This window comes from Streptomyces sp. NBC_00569, from assembly GCF_036345255.1.
GTDB lineage: Bacteria > Actinomycetota > Actinomycetes > Streptomycetales > Streptomycetaceae > Streptomyces.
In genome coordinates this window covers 9,339,389-9,353,931 of sequence record NZ_CP107783.1, presented here as the reverse complement: position 1 = coordinate 9,353,931, position 14,543 = coordinate 9,339,389, and the positions used below count along the sequence as shown (strand labels likewise).

Sequence of the window (14,543 nt, the reverse complement as noted above, 5' to 3'; positions counted from 1 at the left end):
GGACGGCCGGTCCGGTGTCAGTGCCGCAGCAGGCGAAGGTCGACCGCATCGGCCATGGCCTTCATGCCCGCGTCGTCGGGGTGTATGTGATCGCCCGAGTCGTAGGCGGGGTTGAGGGCCGAAGGGTCGGCGGGGTCGCGCATGACCCGGTCGAAGTCGATGACGCCGTCGAAGGCGCCGCCGGTGCGTATCCAGTCGTTGACGCTGCGGCGGATCGCCTCGGCGGCGGGCGTGTAGTAGCCGTTGCCCTTGACCGGCATCAGGGTCGCGCCGACGACACGGACGCCGGCGGCGTGCGCCTCGTCGACGAGGGCGCGCCAGCCGTCGATCAGGTCCTGCGCGGTCAGCGGTCCGCCGTCGGAACCGGCGTTGTTGCCGATGTCATTGATGCCTTCGAAGAGAATCACGTCTTTGACGCCGGGCAGACCGAGGGCGTCGTGGCGGAACCGCTTCAGGGCGCTCACGCCCTGCCAAGGGTTGGGGACATCGGTGAGCACACGGTTGCCGCCGATACCGGCGTCCACGACACTCAGCCGCTGCGGGCCCGGCTCGGCTTCGAGGCGGCGGCCGAGCACGTCGGGCCACCGGGTGTAGGTGCCGGTCGAGGAGTGGTAGCCGTCGGTGATGGAGTCGCCGAACGCGACGACGGTGCCCTTCGCCGTCGGAGACAGGACATCGAAGCCCGCCAGGAAGTACCAGGAGGTCGTGGTGGTGACGAACCCGGCCGCGCTGTCGTCCCCTGTGTGGTCGCCCGAGGCCGTGTAGGTCGTGTCGAAGGCGTCCGAGTGCCAGGTCGACATGCCGGTCGTGCCGGGCACGTAGAGGCTGACGAGCAGGTTCTGCCCCGCCTCCACCGAGATCGGAACGACGTCACTGACGGCCTCGTCGCCGGCCGGGACCGTGACGCGGTCCGAGCCGCCGAAGGTGATGCGCCGGGCGGTGCCTGGCTTTGCCTCGCCGCCGTGCGCCTGGACGGCGACGTTCGCGGCCGCCACCTCGAGCGGCCCGGAGCTGTAGCGGTTCGAGAGGGTGATCCGGGCGCGCGACCCCGCCACACTGCTGTGCACCACCATGCGAAGGGTCTGGTTCTCGAAGGAGGGGCCTCCGGTCGTCATGCTCGGCGACCAGGCGCTCACCCGGGTGCCCGGGGCGTGCGCCGACGGCGTGGCCGCGCGCGCGGTGCCCATCGGCGCGGCCGCCAGGGCGAGCGCGAGCAGCGCTCCGAACAGGGACCGCGAAGGTCTGCGGCGGGCGCGGCTGCCCACCGCTCGGTGCGGCTGATCGAGGGTCATCGGCACTCTCTCCGTTCTTCTCGACGTTCAGGTCGTCGTTCAGGCACGTACGTCCTCGGGAAAGCGCGGTGCACGGCAGGCCGCCCTTGAGGCCCGGCGCCCTGCCGTGCACCGGTCGTACCGACCGGTTCAGCCCTGGAGGTCCGTGAGCCTCATCGACTGACCGGGCCGCAGGGTGACAGTCGTGCTGCGGCCACCCGCGGTGACGGTGGTCCTACGCCCCCCGACGCTGTGCAGCGTCGCCCGGCGTACGCGGCCTCGCTCCCAGGTCATGTCCACGGCGAAGCCGCCGCGGGCTCCCACGCCCGTGAGGGAGCCGGATTCGGCCCAGGCATCGGGGAGCGCCGGCAGGAGTTCGATGTGACCGGGGCGGGAGTAGACGAGCATTTCCAGCATCGCGGTGGGCGTGCCGAGGTTGGCGTCGATCTGGAAGATCGCCCGGCTGTCGGAGACTCGGTACATGTCGAAGAAGTTCATGGCCGTGCCGGTGTCGCCGCCCGCCCACGGCCGCAGGTTCGTCAGGAGCAACTGATACGCCTTGTCGGCGTCCTTGAGCCGCGCCCAGCACGCTGCCCGCCAAGCGCAGGCCCACCCGTAGCTCTGCATACCGCGGGATGTCAGCAACTCCGTTGCTCCATTGAGGAGTTCGGCGTCCCCGGCGTCGGGGCGGATGCGGTCGCCGGGGAACAGGTTGATGAGCGGCGACAGATGACGGTGCGTGGTCTCGCCGAGATCGTCCTCGCTCATCCACTCCTCGAGACGGCCCGACTTCGGGCTGACCCTCGGGAGATAGAGGCGGGCACGCAACTTCCCCACGGCAGCGGCGTGTTCGGTGTCGCGGCCGAGAGTGCGGCACGCCTGCTCGTAGTGGCCGAAGAGGGACCAAAGGAGTTCCTGTGTGTACGTGATGCCCCGGGCGTCCTGCGGGCCCTGTTCGGGCGACCAGTCGTGGTCGTCGATGAGGACCTCGCGGCCGTCGACGGTCGTGGTGATCAGGCGTGCTTCCCAGAACTCACAGGCGCCCTTGAGGAGCGGCATGATCCGCGCCAGGTACTTCACGTCCTGCGTGTACTCGTAGTGCTCATAGAGGGATTCGCACAGCCAGGCGTTTCCCGCCGGGTGCCACCACCAGCCCAGGCCGCCGTAGGGGTTCGTGGAGAAGGCGACCGTCCAGCCCGCGACCTTGCCGGAGGTGTTGCGGTAGCGGTTGCGGGAGTCGTTGAACTGCTTCTGCGTCACCTCGCTCCACGCGGGGAGCTGGTCCAGGCAGTAGTCGGCGAAGGCGGTGAACGTGGTATCGAGGCCGGCCCGGTCGGCCAGCCAGTAGTTCATCTGGATGTTGATGTCGGTGTGGTAATCACCCATCCAATCAGGGGTGTTGCCCTCCAGCCACAGTCCCTGGAGTCCCATGGGCAGCCCGTCGCGCGAGCCGCAGATGGTCAGGTAGCGGCCGAACTGGAGGTAGCTCGCCTCCAGTTCCGGGTCGGGCGCCGATCCGTCGGCGGCTCGCGCCTTCAGGCGCGACCAGGTGTCCATGCGGCGCTGCCCGCCGCTGGAGCGGCCGAGGTCGAGGGTGAGCCGGTCGTAGCGGGCGCGGTAGTCGGCGACGTGTGTGTCGCGCAGCCGTACGGCCGAAGTCCGGGCCGCCGCGAGGGCCTTGTCCTGGGCGAGGGCGAGCGGGTCCGCGTCCGGGTCCCGGTAGCCGGTGGCGTGGTCCGGCGCGTAGTCCGTGCCGCCGCTGATGACGAGGGTGACCTCGGAGCAGTCGGTGAACGTGACGCGGGTTCCGGTGGCCGCGATCGTCCCGTCCCCGGCGGCGGTGACCGCGGCGGCGTAGCGCAGCTTGTTGCCGAAGGCGGCGGAGAAGGAGGCGAGGTTCCGGCCCTTGTCGACGCCGGTCGTCTCGCCGTGGGTTCCGGAGAGGATGACGGCGCCGGCGAGGGAGCCGCCGCCGCTCTGGCTCAGCCGGACGACGATGGTGTCGTCGGGCGCGCTGGCGAACATCTCCCGGGTGTAGCGGACCTTGTCCTTGGTGTACGTCGTGGTGACGAGGCCGTTGCTGAGGTCGAGGGTGCGGCGGTAGTCGGTGACGGCGGAGAGCTCGTGTCCCGGCAGGTACAGCATGACCCGGGCCAGCAGTGTGAGGCTGCCGAAGTCATCGCGCCCGTACGGGAATTGGCCGTCGGTGTCGAGGGTGGTGTTGGCGCCGCCGGTCCACAGGGTGGAGTCGGTGACGTGCAGGAGTTCCCTGGCCGGGTCGGCGCCGACGAGGGCACCGAGGCGGCCGTTGCCCAGCGGCAGGCCCTGTTCGATGAGGAGGTCTTCGTCGGCGGGCTCGGGATACCACAGGGTCGTCGACTCGCCGGCCGGTACCAGCGGGGACGTGGTGGGGCGGCGGGGCGCGGCGTGCGCGGTGAAGGCGGGCAGGGCGCTCAGCGCGAGGGCTCCGCCGAGGCCGAGGACCAGGCGTCTTGAGGGTCCGTTGCTCATGTGCGGCTCCTTGGACGTGACGGGTGGTCAGGAGAGCTTGATCAGGCGGGAGCCGTGGGCCGGGACGGCGGTGGCGGTCCAGGAGCCCTTGGCGGTACCGAGGTCCTTGCGGGCGACGACGTCGCGCAGGTGCTGGGGGCCCTTGATGCCCAGGCCCTTGAGGTCGACCGTGATGTCGGTGGCCGTGGAGCCGAGGTTGTAGACCGCGAGGTAGGTGGCCCGGCCCGTCTTCTTCGTCCACACCTGCGTGTCACCGGAGCGGATCTGCTTCGGCAGGACGGCAGCCTGGTCGACGGCGATGACCTCGGGGTTGGTCAGGATCGCCTTGGCCTTGTCGTCGAGGAAGTAGATGTCGCCGCCGACGTACAGCGGAGACGAGGCCATCGACCAGAAGGTCATGACGGTCTGCCGCTCGGTGTCGTTGATGCCGTCCTGGAGTCCGCTGCCGGAGTTGTTGTTGATCGGCATCGAGTCCAGGTCGCCGAGGTAGCCGGGGGCGGACAGCTTGGGCAGCCACTTGGGCAGGTCGGCGAAGCGGTCGTCGACGGAGCTGGTCCACGTGCTGGTGGTCTCGCAGTAGCACTCGATGTCGGTGTCGACGCGAACCCCGTTGGCGTAGGGCCGCAGGCCGTCGCCGGCCTCGAGGTCGACGGGCCAGGCGCTGGCGGACAGCCACATGCTGCGGCCGCTGTGGTCGATGGCGGTGGACCAGGCCTTGATGTCGGCGACGTTGTCCTTCGTCACGCCGTCGATCTTGATGAAGTCGATGCCCCAGGAGGCGTACCGCGCGACGATCGAGTCGATGTACTCCTGGGCACAGGGGTTGCTGTAGTCGATCTTCCAGCTGCCGCCCCATTTGTTGGTCGGGGTCAGCGGCTTCACGGCAATGTCCTGTGCATGACAGTCGGTGCCGAGGATCGGCGCGTTCTTGTCGTACACCTCCTTCTCCAGTCCGGCGGCGCCGTACAGACCGAGCTTGAGGTCCTTGCCGTGGACGTAGTCGGAGAGCGACTGCATACCGCTGGGGAAGCGGTCCTTGTCGGCGTTCGGGATGCCGTTGGCGTCCGTGTGGAAGTTCCAGTCGTAGTCGAAGTTCCAGCCGGCGTCGATGTTCAGATTCCTGTAGCCGGCCGAGGACAGCTTGCTGCTGAGCGCGTCGGCGGCGTTCTTGATGTTGCCCTCGTTCAGCCAGTGCGTGCCGTACCCGTCACGCGAGGAGGACTCGACGCTCCAGCTGCTCCAGCCCATGAACGGCTTGACGTACGGGGTCTTGGCCTCAGCGGTGCCGGTGGACAGGGCGAGAGTGAGGGGCAGTGCGCAGGCGGCGGTGAGCGCCGCGCGCCGGGTCGTTCTGGTCGTACGGGTCACTGGAAGTACCTCCGGTATTGGGGAGAGGGAGTTTCAGGACTTGAGGCCGGACATCGCGATGCCCTGGACGATGTGGCGCTGAGCGACCAGGAACATGATCACGAGAGGGAGGATCGCCACGACCGTGCCGGCGAACAACTCGGGCAGGTTGACGGTCTGGGAGGTGAGGAAGCTGGAGAGGGCGATCTGCACGGTCCAGCTCTCGGGGTCCTGGCCGATCATCAGGGGCCACAGGAAGGAGTTCCACGCCTCGATGAAGGACAGTGCGCCGAGTGATGCGATCATCGTGACCGAGTTGGGCAGGATGATGCGCCCGTAGACACCGAGGTAGCTGAGGCCGTCGAGGCGGCCCGCCTCCTCTATCTCGGCGGGGAAGGACAGGTAGAAGCTGCGGAAGAGCACGACGGCGAACGCGTTGAACAGGCCGGGTGCGATCAGGCCCCACATCGTGTTCACGCCGCCCATCGAACCGACGACGACGAACGTCGGCAGGAAGGTCACGGCCTGCGGGATCATCAGCGTGCCGACGATGAGCGAGAGGACGACTCCGCGACCGGGCACGTTGATCCGGGCAAGCGCGTACCCGGCCATCGAGGCGAGCAGCGTGGACACCGGGGCCGAGATCACCGCGATCAGCAGCGAGTTGGCCAGGGACCGGCCGAAGGGTCGCTCCGGATTGTCGAACAGGGAGCTGAAGTTGTCCCAGTTCAGCGCGGACGGAAGCCAGTGCCAGTCGGTGGCGGTGACCTCCGGCGTCGTCATGAAGGCGTTGCGCACAAGCACGTAGAACGGGATCAGGAAGACCACGGCCAGCAGGCACAGCACCAGGTACGTGGCGGCGGAGCCGAGCACGCTCCCTCGGTAACGGTTCATCGGTTCAGTCCTTGTCCGATCAGTCCTTGTCGCGGGAGAACCCGAGCATCCGGCCCTGGAGAAGCGTGACCAGCACGATCAGGAGGGTCAGCAGGAAGGCTCCGGCGGAGCCGACGCCGTAGTCCTGGTCCTGGAGAGCGACGCCGTACAGGTGCATGAGGGGGGTGCGCACAGGTTCGCTGCCGAGCGAGGCGCCGGTGGAGAAGATCGCGTAGAACTCGTCGAAGGCCTGGAGTGCGGCGATGAGCATCAGCAGCAGGATCGCGACCGACGTGTTGCGCAGCATGGGGAAGGTGATGCTGCGGAAGGTACGCCAGGCACCGGCGCCGTCGAGGGCCGCGGCTTCGTACAGGTGCTGCGGAATGGACTGGAGCCCCGCGATGAAAAGAATCATGTACAGGCCGACTTGGAGCCACAGGCGCAGTGTCACCAGCACGATCCAGTACAGAGGCGGGCTCTGCGTCTGGATCCACGGCGTGGCGTCGGCGCCGAAGAGCGCACCGAGGGTGTTCGCGAGGCCGGACGGCACCCCGCTGAACAGGGCCATCTTCCAGATCATCGCGGCGGCCACGTAGCTGACCGCCGCGGGCAGCAGGAACGCGGTACGGAAGAAGGCCCGGCCGCTCCGTACCCGGTTGACGAGGACGGCGAGGCCCAGGGACCCGGCGAAGGTGATCGGCACGATCATCGCCGTGAACAGCACGATCATCGTGAGCGAGTCCCGGAACCGTTCGTCGCTCAGGAGCTGTTGGTAGTTGTCGAGGCCGACCCAGTTCCCGAGGGAGATGGTGCGGCGGGCCTCACTGAAGCTGAGCAGGAAGCTCCAGCCGATGGCCACGTAGCGGAAGACACCGAGGCCGATCAGCATCGGGGCGGTGAGGACGACGAAGGCAACCGCCTTGGAGCGCCGCTCCGTGAGCCGCCGGCGGCGCGGAGCTGTGCCGGGCGCCGGGCGGGCGGCACTCCCCCGCAAGGACGTGGTGCCGGTGGCGGTCATGTCCGTCAGCCCATCTGCTTGTCGAGGTCGGACTGCGCCTTGGACTGGGCCTTCCTCAGGGTCTTTTCCGGTGCCGATCCCTTGGCGATGTCGGCGGCCGCGGCGATGAACTCGGCCTGCATCGCCTGCGTCCACTCGGCCGGGAAGGAGATGCCGTACTTGGTGCCGATGGTGACGGTGTCTTTGGCAGGACCCTTGCTCAACTCCGGTGTCTTGGCTGCGACTTCGGTCTGCGGCGGTACGTGGAAGCCGTACTTGACGGCCCAGTCGATCTGGATGTCGGCCTGCTTGATCCAGAGCCACTGGAGGTACTTCTTGGCCTCGGCGATGTGCTTGCTCTTGGCGTTGACCGCCTGCGTCCAGCCGCCGAGCCGGGCGACGGGCTTTCCGGAGGAGTCGTACGCGGGCCAGGGCGCGACCCCGAAGTCGTCACCGAGCGCCTTCTCGACGGTGGGCAGCGCCCACAGGCCGCACCACTGCATGGCCGTGGCGCCCTGGGTGAACGCCCCCGCGTCGTACCAGTCGGTGGTGAAGCCGAGCAGCACCGACTTGTCGGAGTGCAGATCGTGCAGCCCGCCGATGGACTTGGCGGCGTCGGCGTAGACGACCTTGTCGCCGTCGATGAGGTCCTTGCCCTGGGACCAGGCGAGGAGGTAGGGGCTGTCGCCGATGCCGTCGTTGCCTATGAAGAGGCCCTTCACATCGCCGTCGGTCAACTTCTTCGCGGCGTCGGCGAGTTCTGCGAAGGTGGTGGGCACACTGACGCCCGCCTTCTTCAGCATCGACTTGCGGTAGAAGAGCATCATGATGTCGTCGATGGTCTTCACGCCGTAAAGCTTGCCGTCGACGGTGAGGTAGTCGAGGTCTGCCTTGTTGAAGCCACCCTTGGCGGAGCCGTACACGTCGTCGAGAGGTTCGAGTTGCCCCTTGCGGGCCATCTCGGCGCGGAAGTCTCCGAGTTCGAAGATGTCGGGTGCGTCGGCGCCGAGCAGGGCGGCGTTCAGCTTGGTCTCGTACTGAGAGGTGTCGGCGCCCCACACTACGTTGATCGCGATGTCCGGGTTGGCCTTGGTGAACTCCTCGGCGTACCGCTTCACCGCCGCCTGGGTGCCCTCCTCTCCGTACTGGTGATACCACTGCGTGAGGGTGACCTCGGCGCCCTTGGCGGAGGCGGTTTCCTGCGGGTTGCTGGAGCAGCCCACGGCGGCACCCGCGACGAACAGCAGGGACGTGCCGAGGAATCCCCGGCGGGACAGGGCGGAACTGGCAGTCATGGCAGGGTCCTTCCGGGGAACGGAGACGTGCGGGAGTTCAGGCGCTCGTGCGGGTTCACGCGGCGAAGAGTGACTGGATACTGACGGCGGCGGCCCCGCGTGCCCATTCCTCCCAGGGCAGGGGGCGCACGACGAGCGGGCAGCGGGCGGCGGCCCCGAACACCTGGTTGGTGAACGCGGCGCGGATCTGCTCCTCGAAGAGGTCGTACGCGGCCACACCCTCGCCGGAGACGACGACCCTCTCGGGGCCGACGAGGTTGACCATGGCGGCGAGGCCCAGCCCGATGGCCTCGCCGGCCTCGTCGAAGACGGCGCGCACGGCGGCGTCCCCGCCATGGGCGCGGTCGATGGCCCCGGCCATGTCGAGGCCCGGCTCGCCTGCCGCGCGACGCGCCCGGGCAACGATGGCCTCCTCGGAGGCGATGGCTTCGACGCAGCCGCGGGCACCGCAGTGGCAGTCGGGTCCGTCGCCGGCGGCCACCGGTATGTGACCGATCTCGCCGGCCACGCCATAACTTCCGGCCACCAGGCGGCCGTTGATCACAAGCGCACAGCCGATGCCGACGCCGACGGTGGCGAGGGCGAAGGACTCCGCGCCCACACCCTCGCCGAACCACTGCTCCGCGACGGTGAGAGCCTTCACATCGTTCTCGACGGTGACCGCCAACCCCGTTATTGCGCTGACCAGTTCAGCCAGCGGCACGTCGCGCCAACCGAGAAACGGCGAGTAGCGCACGAGGCCGCCCACCCGGTCCACGTCACCCGAGACGGACACTCCGATGTGGTGGGTCCGGCCGGCGTGCGCGGGAGTCAGCTCCGTGACGAGCGCGGCGATGCCACGGACGACCTGCTCGACCGACCGGTCCGGCACCGGGATCCGGTGCGCGGCACGCACCTGGGCCCTCAAGTCGGTCACCACCCCGATGAGTTCGTCGGCCGTGACCTTGACGCCCACGAAGAACTCCCGGTCGGAGCGGACGGCGAGGGGGTGAGCGGGTCGCCCCGCACCTTCGACGGTCCTCGGCCCCTGCGGGAGCTCCTCCAGGTATCCGGCTTCGATCATCGGTTTGACCGCCTTGGTGACGGCGGCGGAGGAGAGACCGGTGATCCGGGCGATCTCCGGGCGGACGACCGGACCACGCGTGAGCACTGTCGTGAACACCGTGTTGGCCGCCGGAGACGCGAGCAGCTTCGCTCGGTTCAGCAACATGGGGGAAACGTAGAGGTAATAATTTCCTTCGTCAATATTTAAATTCAGGGAGTTCGGATCTAGGCTCCCGCTCATGTCTCAGGTGTACTTCGACGAGCCCAGTCGCACGTTCCTCCTCACGACCCCCGACTCCTCGTACGCGCTGCGCATCGGCGCGGACGACAGCCCACGGCATGTGCACTGGGGCGCGCCCCTCACACTCGACCAGGTCGCCGCGCTGCCCACACACGACGGACTGACCAGCAGCTTTGCCTCAACAGGTGGTGAGGAGATTTCCGTTGAGGGCGGAGCCCGGTTCGGGGTGCCGTCACTGTTGGTGCGGTACTCGGACGGCACTCGCGGCATCGAGTGGGTCTACGAGGGCCACGAGATCGACGGTGGCCACCTCCACGTGCGGCTGCGCGACCGCCACTACCCACTCGGCTGCACGCTGCACTACGCGGTGCGCCCTGACAGCGACATCGTCGAACGCTCGCTGACATTGCGGCACTTGGGCACGGCCGGGGCGTCCGGCGAGCCGCTCGAGATCCTGCGCTGCGACGCCGCGAGCTGGTCCGTGCCGGCCGCGTCGGGCGTACGGCTGAGCCACACGGTCGGCGAGTGGTCGGGCGAGACACAGCTGCGACGCACCGAAGCCCCGTATGCCGAGACCCTGTTCACGAGCCGACGCGGCGTCTCCGGGCACTTCGGGAATCCTTGGCTGATGGTCGACGCGGGTGACGCGGACGAGGGCCACGGCGAGGTGTGGAGCATGGTCCTCGCCTGGTCGGGGAGCTGGCGGATCTCCGCGCAGCGCGACCCCGTGGGCGGCCCGTTCACCGTGACCGGCGGCGCCGGGCACGACGGCCTGACCTGGCGGCTCAAAGCCGGCGAGAGCCATCGGACCCCCGTGTTCGCCGGGCAGTTCAGCCGCGGCGGCTTCGGCGCGACGAGCCGCGGCTGGCACCGGTACGCCTGCGCGCACGTACTGCCGCGGCCCGACGAGGAGCGCCCCGTGGTCTACAACAGCTGGGAGGCGACCGGCTGGGACGTCACCCTGGAGGGGCAGCGGAGCCTGGCCGAGCGCGCCGCCGGCCTGGGTGTGGAGCTGTTCGTGGTGGACGACGGCTGGTTCGGACGGCGCACCAGCGACCGGGCCGGGCTCGGCGACTGGCACCCGAACCCGGAGCGGTTCCCGCACGGGCTCGGCCCGCTGGTCAACGAGATCCGGCGGCACGGCATGCGCTTCGGCCTGTGGGTGGAGCCGGAGATGACCAACCCGGACAGCGACCTGTACCGCGAGCACCCCGACTGGGTGCTGCACATGCCGCACCGCCGCCGCACCGAGCTGCGCCACCAGCTCGTCCTCAACTTCGCGCGCACCGATGTCACGGAGTGGGCCTTCAAATGGCTCGACCGGCTGGTCTCCACCCACGCGATCGACTTCCTGAAGTGGGACATGAACCGGGCATTCACGGAGGCGGGTTGGCCGGGCCACCCCGACGCCGAACGACTGTGGACCGACCACACGCGGGGCGTCTACTCGGTGCTCGACCGCCTGCGCGGCGCCCACCCCGGTCTGCGGATCGAGGGCTGCGCGGGCGGCGGCGGCCGCGCGGACCTCGGGATGCTGGCCCGCACCGATCAGACCTGGATCTCCGACAACACGGACGCCGACGACCGCATAGTCATCCAGCAGGGCTACAGCCAGGTCTACCCGGCCCGCACCATGTCCACCTGGGTGACCGACAGCCCGAACCCGCACACCGGGCGCACCACGCCGCTCCCCTACCGCTTCCATGTGGCGATGGCAGGCGCACTGGGCATCGGCGGCGACCTCTCGCGCTGGACCGGGGCCGAACTCGCCGAGGCCCGCGACCTGGTGGCGCTGTACAAGGAGATCCGTCCGGTGGTGCAGTTCGGCGTGCAGTACCGGCTCACGGACGCAGTGCAGTACCGGGCCGGCGATCGGGTCGTGGTCATCGCCTGGGGCCGGGACCGCGATCTGCGGCTGACCGGCCTCTCCCCGTCCGCGGTCTACGTGGACGAGTCCACCGGCGCCGAGCACGCCGCGGCGAACCTGCTCTCGCACGGCCTGCCTCTGCGGTTGCCCCGGACGGACCGGCCGAGCACCGTGATACGGCTGACCCGGCGATGATCTGATGCAGGTCGGTGCCAGGACCATGGTCGGCCCGTCAGGGTCACGCGGCCCGGCTGCGCGGGGGCGTCATTCGGCTGTCGCGAGCGCGGCCGGCCCCCGCCGACGGTGCACCGGAGCGAGGCCGGTGCTCGCGACCGCCTCGCCCCGGCCGGCCGTCGACCAACTCGACAACCCGGATCAGCCGTTGGTATTCGGCCTCAACGCCCAGCGGCACTACCGGCTTCCCGGTATTGAGAGCACATCCTCGGCTCGGGCGAAGGAGGGCGGGCACACCGATGTCCCACACCTCGCCCTGGCGCCCGGTGGTGTCTCAGCAGTCTCCGCTTCGACGCCGACGGCGGGAGCCGGAGGGTTGTGGCCGCTGTCGCGTTGAGTCGGGCGCAGCGGTTGCCGGTGACTTGCGCCAAGGGCGGCGGGGGCCCGGGGCATCGCAGGGGGTGCCGTCGTGCGGCGCGTGCGAGCGTCGCTGCGTCGGCCAACGGCCTTGATCGCGCGGGGCGTTCGAGTGGAGGGGGGGTGGGCGGGCTGTGCGGTGGCGCGTCGGTGCGCGATCAGGGCGGGCAGGCTGGTCGGCTGGGTCGCGGTGCCTGTGTCCTCGCCGCTGTGCCAGTAGGCGATCTGCCACGCCTCGTCGGTGAAGAGAACCAACTGAGGTACGGCGACCCGGGCCACCAAACGGCCCAGGTCGGCGACTTACGCGGCCACGCTCGACGCGACTTCGGCAAACGACAGCCGCAGGTCGTCCTCCAGCGGCCGGGCCGGCGTGGGAGCCCGGGCGGCCATCGTCCCGCCGACACACGCCACGTGCCCGTCGGCAGGGCGTCAGGGCGTCAGGGCGTCAGGGCGTCAGGGCGTCAGGGCGGCATCATTCGGTCTCCCCAGAGGGACGGTAGGCGGCTGCGGGCTGCCCGGGGACGTCCACCCGGACGGTGAACAGGGCGCCGTCCTCGGATCCGGGGTCGGTCAGGCCTACGCGGGCCGAGGTGATGTGCAAGACGTCCCCCTCCAGGCACACTCCGGCGGGCTGGCGTGCGGGCAGCCGCACCGTGCGCTCCAGGGTGCCGTCCGGCAGGTAGCGGCGTACGGTGCCGGTCCCCCACACGGCCATCCAGACGGCACCCTCGACGTCGACCGTCATACCGTCCGGGCTGCCCTCGGCCACGGTGACGAACGCCCTGGCCGTGCCGAGCGCTCCGGTCTCCGGGTCGACCTCGTGGCGGCGCACGATGCCCCGGGCGCTGTCGGCCAGGTAGAAGGCGGTGCCGTCGGGTGTGAACGCGGGCCCGTTCGGCACGGTGATGCCGTCGAGCACACGGGTCACCGTGCCGTCGTGGTCGACCCGGTAGAGGGAGCCGGCACCTTCGTCCGCGCCGTAGGACATGCTGCCGGCCCAGAACCGGCCGACGGGGTCGGCAGTCGCGTCGTTCATCCGCATGGGCGTTCGGGCGTCCGCCTCCGGCTGGGCCAGCCACCTGGTGGAGCCGTCGTGGGTGAGCAGGCAGATCCCGGTGCCGGCGGCGGCGATCCAGCTGCCCGGGCGGCCTGCCACCGGGGCCACCGCGCCCAACGGGACGGGCAGCCGGGCCAGTTCCCGCAGGGGCGCGGTGGGTTCGTCAGGAGCGGCGAGCAGCCGGCCGGCGAGGATGTCGACGAGCACCACGCCGTCGCCAGTCCAGCGGATGCCCTCGCCGAGTTCCAGCCGGTCGGGGCGGAGCGTCTCGGTCATGGCGTGAACTCCTCGGCGTCGGCACGGACGGCGCGGGCGCGCAGGCCGAGGAGACGGTGGGCGGTCAGGGCCGCTCGCAGGTCCATGAAGCAGCCGGTCCAATCCACTCGGGTTCAGGGGAACTGAGGTCGTGGGGAGGTCGAAGCCATCGAGGGGTGCGCGTCGCGGCCGTCCGTGAGCAGGTGGTCGCACACTTCGGTCAGGTGCACGGTCACGAACGTCCGTCGGGTACCTGGTCACGCACGGCGGTCACGTGCCTGTTCCCGCACACCGATCAGGCACGTGCCCGCGGGGGCCGGTCACGTTCGGCCGCGACGCTCCGGCATCCGTCACGAGGCCAGCGGCAGCGACAAGAGGCAACCGCGGTCCAGGCAAGTCACAGTGACCGGTCAAGGGCAGCCACAGCCATCGGTGAGCGTCAGCCGCCAGCGCACCTCCCCCGCAGTCGGCACGGCGGCCGCGTCGCCGGGGCCGGCCTCGGCCAGGTCGAAGACGCGGCCGAGCATCGGCTCCACTCCCGTGCTGCGGTACGGGCGGTCGGCGGGGAAGCCGCCGAGGTTGCGCCACAGGGCGATCGACAGCGGCTGTCCGTCGGCCTCCACGGTCAGGGCGAGCCGGTCCTCGTCGTCGTGCACGCAGCAGGAGGCCGTGTCGACGACCGCGCCGACCGCGGTGCCGTCGTCCGGTCCCAGGCTGTCCAGCCGTCCACCGCGGAGTGCGGGCCAAGCGCCCTCCACACACGGGTCGGGGTCGGGGTAGTAGCGCGTGTGTGCTCCTTCGCGCAGGTGCCATGTCGCCCGCTCGGAGAGGTCGAGCAGGGCGTGCGCGGCCCAGACGAAGCGATGGCCGGGCTCGGCCGTGAGGACGTATTCGGCCTCGGCGCCGCCGGCTGTGGAGCGGATGGTCCGGGTGAGCGCGAACTGCCCGCAGCTCACGCTCTGGGTGCCGTTCCCCTCGTTCGTCCAGGCACGTGACCAGGCTTCGCCGTGGTCCGGTGTGCCGCGGACCGTCGGCACGCACTCCTCCAGTCCGCCGGCGTCGATGAACGCGTCGCCCAGTGCCACGTGTGGCCGCGCGGGAGCCGGGCGCCGCCACAGCCACTCCCGGGAGCCGCTGCGCAGGGAGGTCCAACGACCGCCGTGCGCCGGGTCGGTGAGGATGTGGAGTGGCATG

General features: G+C 69.9%; 10 protein-coding genes. 1 reads left to right on the top strand and 9 read right to left on the bottom strand.

Annotation, left to right across the window (positions count from 1 at the left end; translation table 11 throughout):
• Positions 1–17: 17 nt before the first annotated feature.
• The 7 genes from OHO83_RS42265 to OHO83_RS42235 all read right to left on the bottom strand — a co-directional run bounded on the left by OHO83_RS42265 (position 18) and on the right by OHO83_RS42235 (position 9,504).
• Entirely contained in the window at positions 18–1,292 is a 1,275-nt protein-coding gene (locus OHO83_RS42265; RefSeq protein WP_266680462.1) for an SGNH/GDSL hydrolase family protein, read from the bottom strand.
• Between the two features lie 129 nt (positions 1,293–1,421).
• Positions 1,422–3,782 (bottom strand): glycoside hydrolase family 95 protein, encoded by a 2,361-nt coding sequence (locus tag OHO83_RS42260; protein ID WP_266680460.1) that lies wholly within the window; start codon positions 3,780–3,782, stop codon positions 1,422–1,424.
• Between the two features lie 27 nt (positions 3,783–3,809).
• A complete protein-coding gene (locus OHO83_RS42255) occupies positions 3,810–5,150 on the bottom strand; it encodes a glycoside hydrolase family 27 protein (protein WP_266680458.1) in 1,341 nt (446 codons plus the stop codon).
• Between the two features lie 33 nt (positions 5,151–5,183).
• The gene (locus tag OHO83_RS42250) at positions 5,184–6,023 is read right to left on the bottom strand and encodes a carbohydrate ABC transporter permease (protein WP_266680456.1); all 840 of its coding nucleotides are present in this window, start codon (positions 6,021–6,023) and stop codon (positions 5,184–5,186) included.
• 19 nt (positions 6,024–6,042) lie between these two features.
• Entirely contained in the window at positions 6,043–7,020 is a 978-nt protein-coding gene (locus OHO83_RS42245; RefSeq protein ID WP_266680454.1) for a carbohydrate ABC transporter permease, read from the bottom strand.
• Positions 7,021–7,025: 5 nt separating this feature from the next.
• The gene (locus OHO83_RS42240) at positions 7,026–8,294 is read right to left on the bottom strand and encodes an ABC transporter substrate-binding protein (protein WP_266680452.1); all 1,269 of its coding nucleotides are present in this window, start codon (positions 8,292–8,294) and stop codon (positions 7,026–7,028) included.
• Between the two features lie 55 nt (positions 8,295–8,349).
• Positions 8,350–9,504: an ROK family transcriptional regulator gene (locus OHO83_RS42235; protein ID WP_266680450.1), complete on the bottom strand. Its 1,155-nt coding sequence runs from the start codon at positions 9,502–9,504 to the stop codon at positions 8,350–8,352.
• A gap of 73 nt (positions 9,505–9,577) precedes the next feature.
• On the opposite strand from OHO83_RS42235, the gene OHO83_RS42230 reads away from it, so the two are divergent.
• Positions 9,578–11,641, top strand: a complete 2,064-nt coding sequence (locus OHO83_RS42230) for an alpha-galactosidase (RefSeq protein WP_266680448.1) — start codon at positions 9,578–9,580, stop codon at positions 11,639–11,641.
• 868 nt (positions 11,642–12,509) lie between these two features.
• Here OHO83_RS42230 and OHO83_RS42225 read toward each other — a convergent pair.
• Both OHO83_RS42225 and OHO83_RS42220 read right to left on the bottom strand, forming a co-directional pair.
• Complete coding sequence (locus tag OHO83_RS42225) at positions 12,510–13,370, bottom strand: SMP-30/gluconolactonase/LRE family protein (protein WP_266680446.1); 861 nt, start codon at positions 13,368–13,370, stop codon at positions 12,510–12,512.
• 389 nt (positions 13,371–13,759) lie between these two features.
• Complete coding sequence (locus OHO83_RS42220; protein ID WP_266680444.1) at positions 13,760–14,542, bottom strand: hypothetical protein; 783 nt, start codon at positions 14,540–14,542, stop codon at positions 13,760–13,762.
• Between the last annotated feature and the right edge of the window lies 1 nt (position 14,543).

Excerpts from the sequence above, each read along its gene's own strand:
- OHO83_RS42265 (WP_266680462.1), bottom strand. The coding sequence starts at position 1,292 with ATGACCCTCGATCAGCCGCACCGAGCGGTGGGCAGCCGCGCCCGCCGC.
- OHO83_RS42260 (WP_266680460.1), bottom strand. The coding sequence starts at position 3,782 with ATGAGCAACGGACCCTCAAGACGCCTGGTCCTCGGCCTCGGCGGAGCC.
- OHO83_RS42250 (WP_266680456.1), bottom strand. The coding sequence starts at position 6,023 with ATGAACCGTTACCGAGGGAGCGTGCTCGGCTCCGCCGCCACGTACCTG.
- OHO83_RS42245 (WP_266680454.1), bottom strand. The coding sequence starts at position 7,020 with ATGACCGCCACCGGCACCACGTCCTTGCGGGGGAGTGCCGCCCGCCCG.
- OHO83_RS42240 (WP_266680452.1), bottom strand. The coding sequence starts at position 8,294 with ATGACTGCCAGTTCCGCCCTGTCCCGCCGGGGATTCCTCGGCACGTCC.
- OHO83_RS42235 (WP_266680450.1), bottom strand. The coding sequence starts at position 9,504 with ATGTTGCTGAACCGAGCGAAGCTGCTCGCGTCTCCGGCGGCCAACACG.
- OHO83_RS42230 (WP_266680448.1), top strand. The coding sequence starts at position 9,578 with ATGTCTCAGGTGTACTTCGACGAGCCCAGTCGCACGTTCCTCCTCACG.
- OHO83_RS42225 (WP_266680446.1), bottom strand. The coding sequence starts at position 13,370 with ATGACCGAGACGCTCCGCCCCGACCGGCTGGAACTCGGCGAGGGCATC.
- OHO83_RS42220 (WP_266680444.1), bottom strand. The coding sequence starts at position 14,542 with ATGCCACTCCACATCCTCACCGACCCGGCGCACGGCGGTCGTTGGACC.